At 69.3% G+C, this 18,078-nt stretch carries 16 protein-coding genes and 1 pseudogene; 14 read left to right on the top strand and 3 right to left on the bottom strand.

Annotated features, from left to right (window positions below):
- The coding region (locus T336_RS0122440; RefSeq protein WP_026434389.1) for a transposase at positions 1 to 425 on the bottom strand (425 nt) is incomplete at its 3' end.
- 354 nt (positions 426 to 779) lie between these two features.
- Here T336_RS0122440 and T336_RS26970 point away from each other — a divergent pair.
- The 3 genes from T336_RS26970 (at position 780) to T336_RS0122455 (ending at position 2,564) form a co-directional block, all read left to right on the top strand.
- Positions 780 to 1,220, top strand: a complete 441-nt coding sequence (locus T336_RS26970) for a hypothetical protein (RefSeq protein WP_156957944.1) — start codon at positions 780 to 782, stop codon at positions 1,218 to 1,220.
- Complete coding sequence (locus T336_RS0122450) at positions 1,220 to 1,678, top strand: tetratricopeptide repeat protein (protein ID WP_019703411.1); 459 nt, start codon at positions 1,220 to 1,222, stop codon at positions 1,676 to 1,678. The genes T336_RS26970 and T336_RS0122450 overlap by 1 nt, the downstream gene beginning before the upstream one ends.
- Positions 1,679 to 2,000: 322 nt before the next feature.
- Positions 2,001 to 2,564: a hypothetical protein gene (locus T336_RS0122455; protein WP_026434193.1), complete on the top strand. Its 564-nt coding sequence runs from the start codon at positions 2,001 to 2,003 to the stop codon at positions 2,562 to 2,564.
- 46 nt (positions 2,565 to 2,610) lie between these two features.
- Here the strand turns inward: T336_RS0122455 and T336_RS0122460 are convergent, their stop codons facing one another.
- Positions 2,611 to 3,513, bottom strand: coding sequence for a DMT family transporter (locus tag T336_RS0122460; protein ID WP_026434194.1), 903 nt, complete (start codon positions 3,511 to 3,513; stop codon positions 2,611 to 2,613).
- A 154-nt stretch (positions 3,514 to 3,667) separates the two neighbouring features.
- Between T336_RS0122460 and T336_RS0122465 the strand changes: the two genes are divergently transcribed.
- From T336_RS0122465 to T336_RS0122495, 8 genes and pseudogenes are all read left to right on the top strand, one after another.
- Positions 3,668 to 4,654: a quinone oxidoreductase family protein gene (locus T336_RS0122465; protein WP_026434195.1), complete on the top strand. Its 987-nt coding sequence runs from the start codon at positions 3,668 to 3,670 to the stop codon at positions 4,652 to 4,654.
- Complete coding sequence (locus T336_RS0122470) at positions 4,651 to 5,478, top strand: NUDIX hydrolase (RefSeq protein ID WP_026434196.1); 828 nt, start codon at positions 4,651 to 4,653, stop codon at positions 5,476 to 5,478. Before T336_RS0122465 ends, T336_RS0122470 begins: the two co-directional genes overlap by 4 nt.
- 233 nt (positions 5,479 to 5,711) lie before the next feature.
- Positions 5,712 to 6,500 (top strand): SDR family oxidoreductase, encoded by a 789-nt coding sequence (locus T336_RS0122475; RefSeq protein ID WP_026434197.1) that lies wholly within the window; start codon positions 5,712 to 5,714, stop codon positions 6,498 to 6,500.
- A gap of 70 nt (positions 6,501 to 6,570) precedes the next feature.
- Positions 6,571 to 7,818, top strand: a complete 1,248-nt coding sequence (locus tag T336_RS0122480; RefSeq protein WP_026434198.1) for a styrene monooxygenase/indole monooxygenase family protein — start codon at positions 6,571 to 6,573, stop codon at positions 7,816 to 7,818.
- A gap of 38 nt (positions 7,819 to 7,856) precedes the next feature.
- Positions 7,857 to 8,420: pseudogene (locus T336_RS26400) on the top strand (flavin reductase family protein); the annotation flags it as partial.
- A gap of 99 nt (positions 8,421 to 8,519) precedes the next feature.
- Positions 8,520 to 9,359 carry a cyclase family protein gene (locus T336_RS0122485; RefSeq protein WP_209436003.1) on the top strand — a complete coding sequence of 280 codons (840 nt, stop codon included), beginning with the start codon at positions 8,520 to 8,522 and terminating at the stop codon, positions 9,357 to 9,359.
- A 5-nt stretch (positions 9,360 to 9,364) separates the two neighbouring features.
- Entirely contained in the window at positions 9,365 to 10,984 is a 1,620-nt protein-coding gene (locus T336_RS0122490; protein WP_026434200.1) for a phytoene desaturase family protein, read from the top strand.
- 88 nt (positions 10,985 to 11,072) lie between these two features.
- Positions 11,073 to 11,978 carry a SphA family protein gene (locus T336_RS0122495; RefSeq protein WP_026434201.1) on the top strand — a complete coding sequence of 302 codons (906 nt, stop codon included), beginning with the start codon at positions 11,073 to 11,075 and terminating at the stop codon, positions 11,976 to 11,978.
- Positions 11,979 to 12,051: 73 nt separating this feature from the next.
- Here the strand turns inward: T336_RS0122495 and T336_RS0122500 are convergent, their stop codons facing one another.
- Entirely contained in the window at positions 12,052 to 13,077 is a 1,026-nt protein-coding gene (locus T336_RS0122500) for an AraC family transcriptional regulator (protein ID WP_020425066.1), read from the bottom strand.
- 608 nt (positions 13,078 to 13,685) lie between these two features.
- Between T336_RS0122500 and T336_RS0122510 the strand changes: the two genes are divergently transcribed.
- The 3 genes from T336_RS0122510 (at position 13,686) to T336_RS0122520 (ending at position 18,073) form a co-directional block, all read left to right on the top strand.
- Positions 13,686 to 16,037: a thiamine pyrophosphate-dependent enzyme gene (locus T336_RS0122510; protein WP_026434203.1), complete on the top strand. Its 2,352-nt coding sequence runs from the start codon at positions 13,686 to 13,688 to the stop codon at positions 16,035 to 16,037.
- An 87-nt stretch (positions 16,038 to 16,124) separates the two neighbouring features.
- Complete coding sequence (locus T336_RS0122515; protein WP_026434204.1) at positions 16,125 to 17,642, top strand: indolepyruvate oxidoreductase subunit beta family protein; 1,518 nt, start codon at positions 16,125 to 16,127, stop codon at positions 17,640 to 17,642.
- Positions 17,639 to 18,073 (top strand): acyl-CoA thioesterase, encoded by a 435-nt coding sequence (locus T336_RS0122520; protein WP_026434205.1) that lies wholly within the window; start codon positions 17,639 to 17,641, stop codon positions 18,071 to 18,073. The genes T336_RS0122515 and T336_RS0122520 overlap by 4 nt, the downstream gene beginning before the upstream one ends.
- Positions 18,074 to 18,078: the final 5 nt, after the last annotated feature.

Here is an 18,078-nt window from a genome sequence, read left to right on the forward strand (position 1 = left end):
TGCCCCAGGGTGTCCACGGCCATGTGAACCTTGCTGCCTCGCTTGCGCTTGTAGCCGTCGTAACCCGCACGCGGTCCGCTCTCGCAGCTCGACTGCAATGTCCGCCCATCCATCACCATGGCACTGGGTTGTCCCTGGCGCCCTTGCGCCACGCGGATGATCGAACGCAGATCCGACACCATCGCCTCGAAGCAGCCCGCTTCCAGCCAGCGTCGGGTTTGCTGGTAGACAGCCTCCCAAGGAGGTAGATCGTTGGGCAGCATCCGCCAAGGCGCGCCCGCGCGCACCAGCCAGCGCAGCGCGTTGAAGACTTCGCGCAGATCGTGCTCGCGCTGGGGCGCGCGCTGGTCCATCAGGCTCAAGTAGGGCGCAGCGAAGCTCCATTCTTCATCGCTGACATCCGTCAGGTACGGCTTGCGGGGCATCCGCAGACTCTACCTTTGACTTCCACTCCGAGGAGCAAAGTTCATAACACGCTCTAGTCATTCGACCACGGATCAGGTCATCCAGTACTGCTACGACGCGCTGGCCGGCGTATCGAAAAGCGGGATGCGTTCGGGCGCACGGCGGTTCTCCATGACGGGGATCTGTTGGTGGGCGGGTTGCGCGGCGGCAAGTTGTCGGAATATCTGTACGAGCCGGACAGCTTCGTGTCGCTGGCGAAGCTGGAGTCGCAGTGGAAAGTCGAGGCCGCAGAGAAGGAGGGGGTACGACCCAAGGACTTCGCGGCCTGCTGCGGATAAAATATGAAAACCCTTTAACGTGAAGGAGATTTTGGGATGCCGGCAAAAGAACTTCCGCCAGAGATAGGCCAGAAAGAGATAGAGTACGGGAGACTGTACCAGCAAGCAATAAAGTCAAATAATTACCAAGAGGCGGAGAAAATGTTGCTCTTGGTCTGGGGCCTATATCCAGAGCCTAAATATCTCTGGAGTTCTTCCATGAGCTTGATTAAAGGTATTTTCAAATTTTATCTTGCTCAGAATAATTATTTGCAAGCCGAATTCTGGGCAAGGGAGCTGTTTAAGTATAAACTACTTGAGAACGATCCTGAGCCTTATATTATGCTTGGAAAGGTTTATCTGGAATCTGGGCGAGAGCCGTTGGCTGCCGAAGAACTCATAAAAGCCTATGAAATGGGCGGCCGGAGGGGATACGTCGGCGAAGATCCAAAGTACCTGAAGTTCGCATTGGATCAAATGAGGAAGGCGAGTAAATAATGGAAGAAGACGATTTCGAGGACGACGACGGCCCACAGTTGCCCGACGACATCCATCAAAGAATCACGGTGCTTTCTGAAAAGGCCAATGAAGCGCTGGAGAGCGGCCGGCCTTCGGCAGCGATCGAGCCCTTGCACCAGGCGCTGGACATGCTGCCTGAGCCCCAGCCAGATTGGGAGGCCTGGACCTGGCTCAACGGTACGTTGGGTGAAGCCTATTTCGACCTCGGCGACTTCAAGATGGCAAGGATTTCCTTCCTCGACGCCATGAGCGGACCGGACGGCATCGGCAATCCCTATCTCCTGCTGCGAGCGGGGCAGTCGCTGTTTGAACTGGGGGAGTTGGCGCAAGCCAGGCACATGCTGGCCCAGGCCCACATGCAGGAAGGCGATCAGTTGTTTTCCGATGAAGACCCGAAGTACCTGACGTTCCTGCAATCGGATCGCTCGTCGGCATGACCTTGCCGGGAGTTTGCGGCATGCCTTCCCGATTCGACCCTCTGCCTGCATGCTATTGCTCAACCTGGGCCGCTACAGCCGTCAGGAGCCGCTGCATCGTGCCTTGCTGTCGCTTCAGTCCGCAGGCTCCAAGCTGCGCCAGAACCATGGTACGGATGCTATGACCTGCTTCCTCGTACCAGGTTCTGGTGTTTCTTCGCCTGCGACCTTCAGGGCCGAAGTGGTAGGTGCTGTGGGTCATGAGGCCGTGCTACAAGCCAGCCGGGATGGTCCCAGCAGACCATCCGATGTTTCACCAAGTTTTTTCCAGTGAGGGGCCACCATGCATCAATTTCGTCTGACCTTCGCGCATCTCGCCACCGTAGCGGTGCGCACCGGTACCTTTGCCGCTGCCATCGCAGCCCTGAGCACCGCCGCGCACTCGGCCGATACCGGCGCCAGCGCTGCCAAGGGTGCCGGTGCATCGCCGGCTCCCTCCATCCAGCCCATCGATCCCGACCGTGCCGCAAAATCGTTCAAGCGCGGCAAGTTCCTCTCCGAATCGACGGAAACGGGCCCGGACGGCAAGACCAGCCGTGAGACTGAGGCGATGTGCATGGACGAGGGCAACGCGTCCTTTCTGCCCATGGCAGCGTTGATGGGCGTGGCGGGCTGCGATCCGCAGGCCACGCGCGAAGACAAGCTGTCTTTCAGCGTGCAGGCGAGTTGCCCGCGCGATACGAAGTTCGGTCCCAACGCCTACGACGCCACGTTGCGCTGGTCGGCCGATGGCAAGCAGATCACGCTGCAGTCCACGCGCCGCGCGCTGGTGGACGGCAAGGCGTCGGACAAGGTGGTGCAGTCGCTGCGCTACCAGCTCACGTGGCAGGCGGCACGCTGCGATTGACGGAGGATGAGCTGTGGCTGGGGCCGCCGGGGTTGAAGCCAGGGCCTCACCCCCGCCTCGACGACACCACGATCCCCGCCACGATCAGCGCGAACGCCGCGCCGTGGTAGAGATGCGGCGTCTCGCCCAGCACGAGGGCGGAGAGCAGGGCGGCGAAGAGCGGCGTGAGGTTGATGAAGAACCCCGCCACGGCCGGGCCGGCGCGCTGCACGCCCACGCCCCAGCAGCGGTAGGCGAGCAGGGCGGGGCCGAGCGCGATGAAGGCGAGGGCGGCCACGAGCGGCCAGCCCCAGGTGGCGTGGGCATGGCCGAGGGTCCATTCGCCGGCCGCGAAGGCGCCGGACCAGGCGAGGCCGAACACCATCTGGGCCATGAGGAACGCGGCCCAGTCGGCCCGCAGGCCGGCGGGCTCGGTGGTGCGCGAGAGCAGCCAGCTGTAGAAGGCCCAGGAGATGGTGGCCAGCACCATGTAGAGATCGCCCGGCACGAGCCGCAGCGCCAGCAGCTGCGCCCATTCGCCGCGGCTGAGCACGACCAGCACCCCGGCCATGGACAGGATGGCGCCCGCCGCCTGTGCGCGTGCCACGCGCACGCCGAAGCAGAGCGAGCCGATGGCGAGCATCCAGACCGGCAGGCTCGAGCCGACGAGAGTGACGTTGAGCGGCGTGGAGGTCTGCAGCGCCATGTACTGCAGCGCGTTGTAGCAGCCGATGCCCAGCAGGCCGAGCATCGCGTAGCGGCGCCAGTGCGTCCACAGCGGGCTGCCGCGGCGCAGCACGCCATGGGCCAGGGGCAGCAGCACGAGGAAGGCCAGGGCCCAGCGGATGAAGTTGAGGGCGACGGGCGAGATGAGATCGTGCACGAGGCGGCCGGTGACCGCGTTGCCGGCCCAGAGCAGCGGCGCGGCCACCAGCAGGGCCGTGGTGCCGGGCGAGAGTCGTTGTGTCATGTCCGGGAAATGTACCGGCCTGCGGGCGTCGCCGATCCGTGGCAGGATGCACGGCGGCCGCCGCGTGGGGCCATTCCGCCTTCCGGGACCGCCCGGTCCGGTCGTCCCGTTTTTTTCGCTTTCCCGCCTTTTCTTCCATCGCAGGAGACACCGCATGAGCCTTGCCGTCCAGATCCGCCAGCACGGCGGTCCCGAAGAACTGCATTTGACCGACGTGACCGTGGGCGAGCCCGGCACCGGCGAGATCCGCATCCGCCACCATGCCGTGGGCCTGAATTTCATCGACGTGTACCACCGCACGGGGCTGTACCCGCTGCCGATGCCGGCCACCATCGGGATGGAAGGCGCTGGCATCGTCGAGGCCGTGGGTGCGGGGGTGACGCACCTGTCGGTGGGCGACCGCGCCGCGTATGCGAGCCAGCCGCCCGGCAGCTATGCCGAGGTGCGCGTGCTGCCGGCCAAGTGCGTGTGCCGGCTGCCCGACGCGATCGATTTCGAGACCGGCGCGGCCATGATGCTCAAGGGCCTGACGGCGCAGTACCTGCTGAAGAAAACGCTGCCGGCCGAGGGCCTGCAGCCGGGCGACCATGTGCTGTTCCACGCGGCCGCGGGCGGCGTGGGGCTGATCGCCTGCCAGTGGGCGAAGGCGCTGGGCCTGCAGCTCATCGGCACGGCCGGCAGCGACGAGAAATGCCAGCTGGCGCTCGCCAACGGCGCGGCGCATGCCATCAACTACCGCACGGAGGATTTCGCGGCGCGCGTGAAGGAAATCACCGGCGGCAAGGGCGTGAAGGTGGTGTACGACTCGGTGGGCAAGGACACATGGGAGAAGTCGCTGGAGTGCCTGCGCCCCTTCGGGCTGATGGCCACCTTCGGCAATGCCTCGGGCCCGGCGCCGGCGTTCGCGCCCGGCATGCTGGGGGCCAAGGGTTCGCTCTATGTGACGCGGCAGACGCTGTTCACGCACATCGCCACGCGCGAATCCACCCAGGCCATGGCGGACGACCTGTTCGCGGTGGTGCAGAGCGGCGACGTGACCATCCACATCGCGCAGCGCTACCCCCTGCGCGACGTACAGCAGGCGCACCGCGACCTGGAAGCGCGCAAGACCACCGGCTCCACCATCCTGACGCTGGAATGAGCGGGCATCGCGAGCCGCCGGTACCCGGCTGGGTGGCACCCGCGCGCGCTTGGGCGCAGCGCCCTCCGGCGGTGCCCCGGCTGCCGTTCGCCGTGGCCGGGCAGGCCGTGGGCTCGGTGGCGCCGGGCGTTCTGGAGGGCATCGTGCTGGACGCGGCCGCTGCCGGCACCACGCTCCTGAAGGAAACGCACGCGGGCTCTGCGCGCTGGCACCTGGCCTGCGCCCCCGCCGATGCCACGCAGGCACTGGCCGCGCTGGCGGATGCGCTGCGCCGCGCGGGGCGCTGCGGGGCCTGGCGCGACGAGCAGCTGGCGGTGTGCAACACGGCCGGCGAGCGCATCGGCACGCTGGAGCGCGGCGCCGTGCGTGCGCTGGGCATCGCCACGCGTGCGGTGCATCTGGTGGCCTGCGCGCCGGATGGCCGGCAATGGGTGCAGCAGCGTGCGTTCGACAAGCCCAGCCACCCGGGCCGCTGGGACACGCTGATGGGCGGCATGGTGAGCGCGCAGGACACGCTGGAATCCGCTCTGGCACGCGAGACCTGGGAAGAAGCCGGGCTGCGCATCGAAGCCCTGCAGTCCGTGGCCCATGGCGGCCATGTCGATTTCTCGCGCCCGAGCGACGAAGGCGAGGGGGCGGGCTACATGGTGGAGCGCATCGACTGGTTCCGCGCCACCGTTCCGGAGGGCCTCCTGCCCGTCAACCAGGACGGCGAGGTCGAGCGCTTCGAGTTGCTGGAAACCGACGAAGTGCAGTCGCGCCTGGCGCAGGACGCCTTCACGCCCGAGGCGGCGTTGGTGCTGGCCGGTTTCTACGGCTGGTGATGCTCCGGCAGGGCGGGCACTGCGCCGCCCGTCCTCCCTGCCCCTGTTCTTTCTTTTTCCCCAGGAGCGCGATACCCGCACGCGCCGGATAGCGGCTGCGCGCGCCGGATAGGGCGCGCGCGGGGCCTGCCCGCACCATGGAGCCCAAGCAGCGCACCGCTGCGAAACAGGCTGAAAGCGCACGCGAGACCGCGTGGTGCATCGGCCGGCTCCATGTGCAAGGGGATTGCTCCATGAAAGATCTGCAAGGCAAGGTCGCCATCGTCACCGGCGGCGCCACGATCATCGGTGCGGCCGTGGTCCGCGCGCTGCGCGGCCAGGGCGCGCGCGTCGCCCTGTTCGACATCGACGCCCAGGGCGGCGCCCGCGTCGCCGCCGAAGACGCCGACCACATCCACTTCCTGCCGGTGGACATCGCCGACGATGCGCAACTGGCGCGCGGCGTGGCGGATGTGGCCGCGCGTTTCGGGCGCATCGACGGGCTGGTGAACCTGGCCGCCACCTACCTGGACGACGGCGCGGCTTCGGAGCGCTCCGACTGGCTGCGCGCGCTGGACGTGAACCTGGTCAGCGCCGTGATGGCCGCGCGGGCCGTGCGCCCGCACATGGCGGCGGCGGGCGGCGGCGCGATCGTGAATTTCACCAGCATCTCGTCCCGTGTCGCGCAGACCGGGCGCTGGCTCTACCCCGTTTCCAAGGCGGCGCTGGTGCAGCTCACGCGCAGCCTGGCCATGGATTTCGCGTCGGATGGCATCCGCGTCAATTCCGTCTCGCCGGGCTGGACCTGGTCGCGCGTGATGGACGAACTCACCCACGGCGACCGCGCCAAGACCGACCGCGTGGCGGCCGACTACCACCTGCTGGGGCGCGTGGGCGATCCGGAGGAAGTGGCCGAAGTCGTGGCCTTCCTGCTGTCGGGCCGGGCCTCTTTCGTGACCGGCGCCGACTACGCGGTGGACGGCGGCTATTCGGCCATGGGGCCGGAGCAGGCGCGTCCGGCGATCCCGCGTCTGGCGGAGTGAGCGCCTTTTCTTTCCCGACACCTTCTTTCTTTCCCCCTCTTCTTTTTCCGATTCTTCCAAGGAGACTGCCATGCGTCGAGTTGCAATCGTGGGCGGAGGCCAGGCCGGCCTGCCGCTGGCTTTCGGTCTGCTGGACAAGGGTTACGAGGTCACCGTGGTGACCAACCGCACGCCCGACCAGATCCGCGCCGGCAAGGTCATGTCCAGCCAGTGCATGTTCGACCCCGCGCTGCAGGTGGAGCGCGACCTGGGCATCGACCACTGGGAGGCCGAAGGCCCCCCGGTGGAAGGCATCGGCTTCGCCGTGCCCAACCCCGAGCAGGCCGGCGCCAGGCTGATCGACTGGAGCGCCAGGCTGGACAAGTCCGCGCAGTCGGTGGACCAGCGCCTGAAGATGCCCGTGTGGCTGGAGAACGTGGAAAAGCGCGGCGGCAAGGTGCTGATCCAGGACGCCGGCATCGCCGAGCTGGAAGCGCTGTCGGACACGCACGACCTGGTGATCCTGGCCGCCGGCAAGGGCGAGGTGGTGCGCCTCTTCGAGCGCGATGCCGCCCGCTCGCCGTTCGACAAGCCGCAGCGCTCGCTGGCCCTGACCTACGTGCATGGCCTGAAGCCCACGCCGGACTACTCCCGCGTGTCGTTCAACCTGATCCCGGGCGTGGGTGAATACTTCGTGTTCCCCTCGCTCACGCTCAGCGGCCCCTGCGACATCATGGTGTTCGAAGGCGTGCCCGGCGGCCCGCTGGACTGCTGGCGCGACGTGAAGACGCCCGAAGACCACCTGGCGACCAGCAAGCGCTTCCTGCAGCAGTTCCTGCCCTGGGAGGCCGAGCGTGCCCGCGACGTGGAGCTGACCGACGCCAACGGCATCCTGGCCGGCGCCTTCGCGCCCACCGTGCGCAAGCCCGTGCTCACGCTGCCTTCGGGCCGGCTGGTGTTCGGCCTGGGCGATGCCGTGGCCACCAATGACCCGATCACCGGGCAGGGCTCGAACAACGCCACCAAGGCCGCCAAGGTGTACCTGGACGCCATCCTGGCGCACGGCGGGCAGCCCTACACGCGCGCCTGGATGGAGCAGACCTTCGAGCGCTTCTGGGACTACGCCCAGTGGGTGGTGCAGTGGACCAACTCCCTGCTCACGCCCCCGCCGCCGCACATCCTGAAGCTGCTGGGCACCGCCGCCGCCATGCCCACCCTGGCCCACACCATCGCCGACGGCTTCAACCATCCGCCCAGCTACTTCCCGTGGTGGGCCGATGCCGACGAGGCCGACCAGCTCATCGCCCGCCACCAGGCGCCCGAGGCCGTCGCGGCCTGAGCGCGGCAAGCGTGATGCATCCAACGAAGGAGACCGCCATGTCCGCCTGCCTCGCCCCCGAAGCCCTGGCCGTGCAAGCCGCCAGCCCCGCCGCCACCGACTGCGAAAGCGCCCCCTGGGGCTGCGTGGACCTGCAGCCGCGCACCCTGCGCAACCTGCTGGGCAGCTACCCCACCGGGGTGGCCATCGTGACCACGCGTGCGCCGGACGGCCGGCCCGTGGGCCTGACCATCAATTCGTTCGCTTCGCTGTCGCTGGACCCGCCGCTGGTGCTCTGGAGCCTGGTGAACCACTCGCCCAGCCTGGCGGCGTTCCGCGACTGCGCGCACTTCGCCATCCATATCCTGCCGCGCGAACACGAGGAACTGGCCAGGCGCTTCGCCAGCCCCGCGGTGCCCGACAAGTTCGCGGGCGTGGACCTGATCGATGCGCCCGAGGGCGTGCCCGTGCTGCAGGGCGCCGTCACCACCCTGGTGTGCGCGAGCGAAGCCGGCCACAGCCGCCATGCGGGCGACCACTTGCTGATGGTGGGGCGCGTGGTGCGCACGCACAGCGCGCCGGGCGCGCCGCTGGTGTTCCATGCGGGGCGCTTCACCGCGCTGGACGTGCCGCCACAGAGGCCGCCTGAGACGCCGCCGGCCGTGCGGGCATGCCCGTCCGCAGGCCGCATTCCGCCCCCTTCCTCTCCGATGGAGCCCGCCATGAGCACCCCTGCATCCGTTGCCACCGTCGCTACCGCAGCAGCGCCCGCCGCCACCGCCCCATCGTCCACCCTTGCCGTGCTGGCCGCGCAACTGGCTACCAAGGCCGTGCGCATCGTCGATCTCACGCAGACGCTCTCGCCCTCCTTCCCCACGCTGCAGCTGCCGCCGCAGTTCGGGCAGGTCAAGCCCTTCACCATCGAGCGCATCTCGCACTACGACGAAAGCGGCCCGGGCTGGTACTGGAACAACTTCTCGTGCGGCGAGCACACCGGCACCCACTTCGACGCGCCGGCCCACTGGATCACCGGGCGCGAGCACCCGTCCAACAGCGTGGACACCATCGCGCCGGAGAACTTCGTCGCCCCGGCCGTGGTGGTCGATGCCAGCGCCGAGGCGGCGGCCGATGCCGACTGGCTGCTCACGGTGCCCTTCCTCGAAGCCTGGGAGGCGCGCCACGGCCGCATCCCGGCCGGCGCCTGGGTGCTGCTGCGCACCGACTGGTCGCGCAAGGCCGACGATGCCGGCGCCTTCCTGAACCTGAAGGACGACGGCGCCCACACGCCCGGCCCCACGCAGGAGGCGGTGGAATGGCTGATCCACCAGCGCCAGGTGCATGGCTTCGGGGTGGAGACCATCAACACCGACGCCGGCCAGTCCTACGCCTGGCCAGTGCCGTATCCGTGCCACACGCTGATGCACGGCGCCAACCGCTACGGCCTGCAGTGCCTGAAGAACCTGGACCAGCTGCCACCGCAGGGCGCGTTGATCCTGTCGGCGCCTTTGAAAATCGAAGGCGGCTCGGGCAGCCCGCTGCGCGTGCTGGCGCTGGTGGAGTGACGGCCATGGCCGGCAACGCCCCCAACCCTCCCATTCCCCAGGTGATCTTCGTCGGCAGCGGCATCAACTCCCTGGTGGGGGCGGCGCTGCTGGCCGTGCGCGGCAAGCGCGTGCTGGTGCTGGAGCGCAACGACCGCTTCGGCGGCTGCATCCGCACCGAAGAACTGTTTCCCGGCTACCGGCACGAGGTGATGGCCTCGTGGTATCCGCTCTTTTGCGGCAGCCCGGGCTATGCCGAGCTGAAGCCCGCTCTGGAGCGGGCCGGGCTGCGCTTCGTGCAACCCGGGTACACCACCGGCTGGGTCGGGCCCGACGGCCGGGGCATCGCCCTGCGGCAGGACCTGGACGACGCCGCCCGCCGCATCGACGCCGTGGCGCCGGGCGACGGCGCGGCGCTGAAGGCCATGGCCGCCGACCTCTTCGGGCGCGATGCCGCGCTCACCTTCGGCCTGCTGGGCGGCGACCCGTACGGCTGGCCGCTCATCAAGCTGCTGTGGTCCGAATGGCGCAAGCGTGGCACCGACGGCCTGCTGGCCTATGCCGGCGGCGCCATGGAGAACTTCCGCCGCTGGTCGCAGCGCACGCTGCGCTCCGACATGGCGCGCGTGCTGATGGCGCCGTGGACCCTGCATTCGGGCCTGGGCCCGGACGACGCCACCTCGGCGCTGATCGGCAAGCTCACCTTCGCCGCCGTGGTCAGCGGTGGCATGCCGGTGGTCGAGGGCGGCGGCAGCCGGCTGGTGGAGGCGCTGGCCACCGTCATTCGCCAGCACGGCGGCGAGCTGGTCTGCAACGCCCAGGTGGACCGCATCGATACGCAAGGCACGGGCCGCGCGCGCCGCGCCACCGGCGTGCGCCTGGCCGACGGGCGCAGCCATGCGGCCAGCGAATCGGTGGTCTGCAGCGTCACGCCCGGCCAGCTCTACGGCCGGCTGCTGCCCGACGCGCCGCCCACCGTGCGCGAACGCGCAGAGGCCTTCCAGCACGGGCGCGGCGACATGCAGATCCACTTCGCGCTGAACGCGCCGCCCGCGTGGACGGAGCCGGAACTGCTCAAGGTGCCGCTGGTGCACCTGACGGAAAGCATGGAGCAGGTCTGCAGCTCGGTCACCGAGGCCAACAACGGCCTGCTGCCCGCGCGGCCCACGCTGGGCATCGGCCAGCCCACGGCGGCCGACCCGTCGCGCGCGCCCGAAGGCGGCTGGATCCTGTGGATCCAGATGCAGGAGCTGCCTTCGCGGCTGCGCGGCGATGCGGCCGGCGAGATCGCCGTGCCCGAGGACGGCCGCTGGACCGAGGCCGTGCGCGAGGCCTTCGCCGACCGCGTGCAGGCGCGGCTGGAGCAGGTGATGCCAGGCCTCGCCCAGCGCATCGTGGGCCGCCGCGCCTATTCGCCGGCCGACCTGGAAGGGCTCAACTGCAACCTGGTGGGCGGCGACCCCTACGGCGGCCTGTGCTCGCCCGACCAGTTCTTCTGGCTGCGGCCCTTCGCCGGCGCCGACGGCGCGCGCGGCCACCGCACGCCACTGGCCAACGTCTTCCACATCGGCGCCAGCACCCACCCCGGGCCGGGGCTGGGCGCGGGCTCGGGCTACCAGATCGCCCAGCGGCTGGCATCCGGCTGACGGCGCTGCGTGCCCGGGCGCCTTCTTTTCTCTCCCGCTTTCTGCATCGGGCTTTTTCATCCACCCAACGACGACGAAGGACGACACCATGCGCAAGACCGCATTCAAGAAGAGGGGCCTGGCAGGCCTGATGGGCGTGGCCGCCGGCCTGGCTGCCACGGGCGTGGCGCACGCCACGGAAAACGGCGGCCTGGGCGTCTATCCCGACGGCCTGGAGAATTACTTCGTCGGTGCTCTGCCACCCCCCGGCGTCCACGTGATGATGTACGGCGGCGGCTACCGCTACGACACGCTGCGCGGCAACGATGGCCAGTCGCTGGTGCCGGATTTCAAGGTGGACGTGAACCTGCTGGCCCCGCGCATCGTGTGGGTCACGCCCCAGACCGTCGCTGGCGGCCAGCTGGCCTTCCACACCGTGGTGCCGCTGCTGGACGTGAAGTTCCGCGCGGGCGGCGCCACGTTCAAGAGCTCGGGCCTGGGCGACATCACGGTCGGCGCGGCGCTGGGCTACCACCTCTCGCCGCAGCTGCACCAGGTGGTGGGGCTGGACATCGTTGCGCCCACAGGCAAGTACCGCGCCAACGATCCCTCCAGCCTGGGGCGCAACTACTGGACCTTCCAGCCCGTCTATGCCGTCACCTACATGCAGCCCTCCGGCTTCAACGCCGACGTGAAGCTCATGTACGACATCAACCGCCGCAACAGCGACACCGACACCCGCTCCGGCCAGGCCCTGCATGCCGACTACGCTGCCGGCTGGGGCCTGGGCAACGGCTGGGTGGTGGGCGTGGGCGGGCACGTGTTCCAGCAGGTCACCGACGACAGGGGGCCCGGCAGCGCCCAGGGCAAGGCGCGCGGCATCGGCTTCGGCCCCTCGATCCGCTATGCCAACGACAAGGGTTTCCTGGTCACGGTGAAGTGGCAGAAGGACTTCAGCGTGCGCAACCGGCCCGAAGGCGCCGGCCTGCTGGTGAAGGCGACGATTCCGTTCTGACGTGGGGCAGGGCGCCGAGGGGACGCGGCGGCGCCCCTCCCGGCGCCTGCAGGCGATCGGCGGCGCCGGTTCTTCACTGCCGGCGCAGGGTCTGGCTCGGCGATTCCCCGTAGCGCTGCTTGTACTCGTTGCTGAACCGGCCCAGGTGGGCGAAGCCCCAGCGCAGCGCGATGCCCGCGACGTTGCTCGCCTCGCCGCCGAGCAGCTCGGTCCGCACGTGCTCCATGCGCAGGTCGCGGAGGTACTGCATGGGGCTCACGCCCAGGAACTCCTTGAATCCCGCGTACAGGCTGCGCACGCTCACGCCCGCCACCTCGGCGAGCTGCTCCACGCAGACCGGCTCGTGGGCGTGGGCCTGCAGGTAATCCTGCGCGCGCCGCACATGGCGCGGCAGGATGGTGCTGCGCCGTGCGGGCGCCGTCTCGCTGTGGCTGTGCTGGTGCGAGGTGAGCAGGATGAGGCAGGCCAACTGCTCGATCTGCGCCACCACGAGCTTGTTCTGCGAGAGGTCGGGGTACTGCGTGGCGCAGTCCAGCAGGTAGGACAGCAGGCAGCGCCAGGGGGCGCAGTCTTGCCAGTGGAAGCCCAGCTCGAAGCGCAGGGGCTCGTCCAGCGGGCGGCCCAGGTGCCCGACCAGGGTGCGCTCCACCTGGGCGCGGGCGATGCGCAGCATGAGCTGGTCGGTGCCCGACGCCCACTGCATGCGGGTGTCGTCGTTCGGGCTGAGCACGGAGGCGGTGCCGGGTCCGGACTCCACCTGCCGGCCGCCGCTTTCGATGCGGGCATGGCCCGACAGCGGCATCTGCACCAGGAAGAAGCTCTCCAGCGGGCCGGGCTGGATCTCCACGGCCGCGCCGTAGCGCAGCCGGCTGACCGATACGTCGCCCAGGCTGACGTAGTGCATGCGCGCGTCCAGCCGTTCGCCCGGCGCTGCCTGCGCCAGCCGGTGCGGCTTCATCACGCGCCCCACCATGGAGCGCGTCTCGTCGATGTCCGCGGAGGCGAACAGCAGGTGCTCCGGCGCACCGGAAAAGCGTTCGATCGCCAGGGGCATGGCGGGCTGGCGCAGGGCCGAAGTGGCATTCATCGTGGAGAGCATGGGGCCTCCTTGGGTGATATCGGCGGTTGCTGGCGTTGTCGTGGGCCATCGCGGTGCACCGGGGGCGCCGCGATGGCTGCATTTCGCAAATTGCGTGCCCATGTGCATGAAATTTCATGTAACCGTTTGCGGGCCGGGTGCCGGCCGGGAGAGCCGTCGCGCGGGCGGGTAGGGCGGCTGCCGGCGCTTTTTCCGCTGTCCATTTGCCTTGGATCAAGATCGTAGGCCGCAGTGCTGGTGGACAAATCCAGGAAAACCCTCGTTTCCCGGCCGGCAGCGCACGGTTCCCGCTCAACGGCTTGCCCAGGCTGCTTCCCTATGTATGAAAAATCATGCAAATGCGTGGGCTGAAGCTGACCAGCACCCTGCCGGGCGGGCTTGTGGTGCGGCGCGCGCACCAGTCCGGGGCAGGGCGGGCATCCGCCGGCGCGGCGCCGGGGAGGGCGATGCACCGCCGGCCTATCCCGTTTCTGGCGCTCCCTGTCCTCCTGCTGCACAAACTGCAATCGCATGATTAATCATGGATTGACGGGCGCGCCATCGCGGCGGACATTCGCTTCCAGGGCCCGGTGCCCGAGTGAAACCGACCGCAGACCAGGGGATGCACGATGGCAGAACGTTCGTTTGTCGAAGAAGTGAAGAAGCTGCGCATGGGCGCGGGCGAGGTGTTCAGCGGCGAGGGCATCCTCGCCGTCACCAAGGCCCTGCTCGAATCCGGCGTGGCCTACGTGGCGGGCTACCAGGGCTCGCCGATCTCGCACCTGATGGATGTGCTCTCGGACGCGCAGGACATCCTGGCCGAATACGGCATCCGCTTCGAGAACAGCGCGAGCGAGGCCACGGCCGGCGCCACGCTGGCCGCATCGGTCAACTACCCGCTGCGCGGCGCCATCACCTTCAAGGCCACGGTGGGCACCAACGTGGCGTCCGACGCGCTGGCCAACCTGGCCTCGGGCGGCGTGACGGGCGGCGCGCTCATCATCGTGGGCGAGGACTACGGCGAGGGCTCTTCCATCATGCAGGAGCGCAGCCACGCCTTCGCGATGAAGTCGCAGATGTGGCTGCTGGACCCGCGCCCCAACCTGCCCTGCATCGTGCAGGCGGTGAAGGACGGGTTCGATCTCTCGGAAGCCAGCAACACGCCCGTGATGCTGCAGATGCGCATCCGCTCCTGCCACCTGCACGGCCAGTTCACCGCCGCCGACAACGTGCCGCCGGCCTTCACCGTGAAGGACGCGATGGAGAACCCGGTGCGCGACCTCGACCGCATCGTGCTGCCGCCCGCGAGCTTCCTGCACGAGCGCGAGAAGGTGCAGCAGCGCTGGCCCGCCGCCATCCGCTTCATCCAGGAACGCCAGCTCAACGAGTTCTTCGCCGAAGGTGCGTCCGACGTGGGCATCGCGCTGCAGGGCGGCAACTACAACACCGTGATCCGCGCGCTGCAGAAGCTCGGCCTGGCCGACGCCTACGGCGACACGCAGGTGCCGCTCTACGTGATGAACGTCACCTACCCGCTGGTGGACGACGAGTTCGAGCGCTTCTGCGAGGACAAGCGCGCCGTGCTGGTGGTGGAGGAGGGCCAGCCCAACTTCGTGGAGCAGAACGTGGCCGCCATCCTGCGCCAGCGCGGGCTGGACACCGCCCTGCACGGCAAGGACGTGCTGCCCCTGGCGGGCGACTACAACACCGCCGTGGTGCTGGCGGGCGTGCGCGCCTTCCTGGAGCGCTACGGCATCGTGCAGCCCGAGGTGAAGAAGCCGGTGCAGCGCCGCGTGATCCCGCTGGTGGCCGCCAAGGCCGCCGTGGCGGCTGCTGCGGCGCCCGCTCCCGCGCTGGCCCTGGCTGGAGGGGACGACGAGGAAGGTGGCGACACCGCGACCCTGGCGGACGATGGCGAAGGCAATGCCATACCTGCCGGCAGCCTCGCCCGCCAGAACGACTGGAGCGCAGGCGGTGACACCGCCGTGCCCGCCACGCAGCTCCAGCCCCTCGAAGAGATCGTGCATGCCCGTCCGCCGGGCCTGTGCACCGGCTGCCCGGAGCGGCCCATCTTCACCGCCGTCAAGCTCATCGAGCGCGAGCTGGGCCCCCACCACTACAGCGCCGACATCGGCTGCCACCTGTTCTCCATCCTGCCGCCCTTCAACCTGGGCAACACCACCATGGGCTACGGCCTGGGCGGCGCGGCGGCGGCGGCCTTCACCGTGGCGCCGGGCAGCGCCCCTGCGGGCAAGCGCGCCATCGCGGTGATGGGCGACGGCGGCTTCTGGCACAACGGGCTGACCAGCGGCGTCGCCAACGCGGTGTTCAACCGCAGCGACAACCTGACCATCATCGTGGACAACAACTACAGCTCGGCCACGGGCGGGCAGGACATTCCCTCCTCGCGCGCCGTGAACCCCACGCGCAGCACGGGCCACGAGATCGAGCGGGCCGTGCGCGGCGTGGGCGTGGAATGGGTGCGCACCATCCGCCGCACCTACGACCTGAAGGCCATGACCCAGGCGCTGCGCGAGGCGCTGACCACGCAGACCCCCGGCCCCAAGGTGCTGATCGCGCAGAGCGAATGCATGCTGAACAAGCAGCGCCGCGAGAAGAAGGAAGTGCGCCGCGCCCTGCAGGCCGGCGAGCGCGTGGTGCGCGAGCGCTTCGGCGTGGACCCGGACACCTGCACGGGCGACCACTCCTGCATCCGCCTCTCGGGCTGCCCGTCGCTGTCGGTACGCACCAACCCCGACCCGCTGCGGCAGGACCCGGTGGCCACCGTGATCGACAGCTGCGTGGGCTGCGGCAACTGCGGCGAGGTCTCGCATGCCGCCGTGCTCTGCCCCTCGTTCTACCGCGCGCAGATCGTGAGCCACCCCACGCGCCGCGATCGCCTGCTGCAGCGCGTGCGCTCCGCCGTCATCGGCTGGCTGCAGCGCGGCGAGGCCAAGCGCCGCGCACGCTACGCGTTCTGAGCCCGCCGCACAACCGCAGGAGCACCACGTCCATGGCCGCATCCGTCCCTGCCTCTGCATTCCTCACTGCTTTCTTCGGAGCCTTCCATGACCACTGAACCGATCAAGATCGCCATCCTCGCCATGGGCGGCGAGGGCGGCGGCGTGCTGGCCGACTGGATCGTCGATCTGGGCGAATCCAACGGGTATTTCGCGCAGACCACCTCGGTGCCCGGCGTGGCCCAGCGCACCGGCGCCACCATCTACTACGTGGAGCTGTTCCCCGGCGCCGACCAGCCCGGCGCCCGCGTGCCGGTGCTGGCCCAGGCCCCGATGCCGGGCGATGTGGACATCGTGCTCGCCTCCGAGCTGATGGAGGCCGGCCGCGCCGTGCAGCGCGGCCTGGTCACGCCCGACCGCACGGCCTTCGTCACCTCCACCCACCGCGTCTATTCCATCGCAGAGAAGTCCGCCATGGGCGACGGCCGGGTGGACGGCGACGCGCTGCTGGCCCAGGCCCGCCGCGCCGCGCAGCGCCTCGTCGCCTTCGACATGGCCGCAGCCGCCGAGCGCACCGGCAGCGTCATCAGCGCCGTGCTGTTCGGCGCGCTCTGCGGCGCGGGCGTGCTGCCCTTCAACCGCCAGCAGTTCGAGGCCACCATCGAGCGCGGCGGCGTGGGCGTCAAGCCCAGCCTGAAAGCCTTCGCCGTGGGCTACGAGCAGTCGCGCCAGGAAGCGCCCGAGCGCATCGCCTCCGACAAGCCCCAGCCGCGCCCCGCCGCCAGCGTGCAGCCCGCCCACCCCGAGGTGGCCCGGCTGGTGGCCCGCGCCCAGGCCTATCCGGCCGAGGCGGCGGACATCGCCGTGGAAGGCGTGCGCCGCCTGATCGACTACCAGGACATCGCCTACGCAGCGCTCTACCTGCAGCGCCTCGACGCGCTGGCCGCCGCGCGCGGCACCGACGCCGTGCTGCTGGCCGAGACGGCGCGCCACCTGGCGCTCTGGATGTCCTACGAAGACGTGATCCGCGTGGCCGACCTCAAGACCCGCGCCAGCCGCTTCGAGCGCGTGACCGACGAAGTGCATGCCAAGGCCGACCAGGTGCTGCACATCCAGGAATTCATGCACCCGCGCCTGGAAGAGATCTGCGAAACCCTGCCCGCCGGCCTGGGCCGCTGGCTGGCCCGCCCGCATGCCGTGCACCGCCTGGTGGGCCGCTTCACCCGCGAAGGGCGCATCGTGCGTACCAGCAGCCTGGGCGGCTTCCTCACGCTCTACCTGCTCGCGCGCTGGCGGCGCGGCCGGCGCAGCACGCTGCGCTACCAGCTGGAGACCGGGCGCATCGAAACCTGGCTGGCCCGCATCCAGCGCCTGGCCGCCATCGACCCGGCCCTGGCGCTGGAGGCCGCGCGCTGCCAGCGCCTCGTCAAGGGCTACAGCGACACGCATGCCCGGGGCCTGAAGAACTACGAAACCCTGATGGCCGTGGTGGACCGCCATGCCGCCACGCTGGCCCCCGCCACGCTGCGCAGCCTGCGCGACGCGGCCCTGGCCGACGAACACGGCGTGAAGCTCGACGAGAGCCTGCGCTGCCATGCCCTCATCCCTCAAGGAATTCCCGCATGAACCCGCGCCATTTCAGCCGCCCGCACCGCATCCGCTTCTCGGAGTGCGACCCCGCCGGCATCGTCTTCTACCCGCAGTACTTCGTGCTGTTCAACGACCTGCTGGAAGCCTGGGTGGACCAGCTGCTGCCGGGCACGGGCTTCGCCGGCTACATCGGCCGCCTGCGCTTCGGCATGCCCACCGTGCGGCTGGAGGCCGACTTCCGCGCCATCAGCCGCATGGGCGACGACGTGACGCTGACGCTGGACGTGGCGCAGTTGGGCGGCAAGTCCATCACGCTGGAGCTGGCCTGCGTGGGTGCCGACGGCGAACCCCGCATGCGCGTGCGGCAGGTGGTGGTGACCACGTCGCTGGAGACGCACCAGGCCATCGCCATTCCCGCGGTGCTGCGCGAGGCGCTCGCCCCCGAAACCCCCGACCCATCCCACTGAGACAA

It is taken from the genome of Paracidovorax oryzae ATCC 19882 (assembly GCF_000687165.1).
Classification (GTDB): Bacteria; Pseudomonadota; Gammaproteobacteria; order Burkholderiales; family Burkholderiaceae_C; genus Paracidovorax; species Paracidovorax oryzae.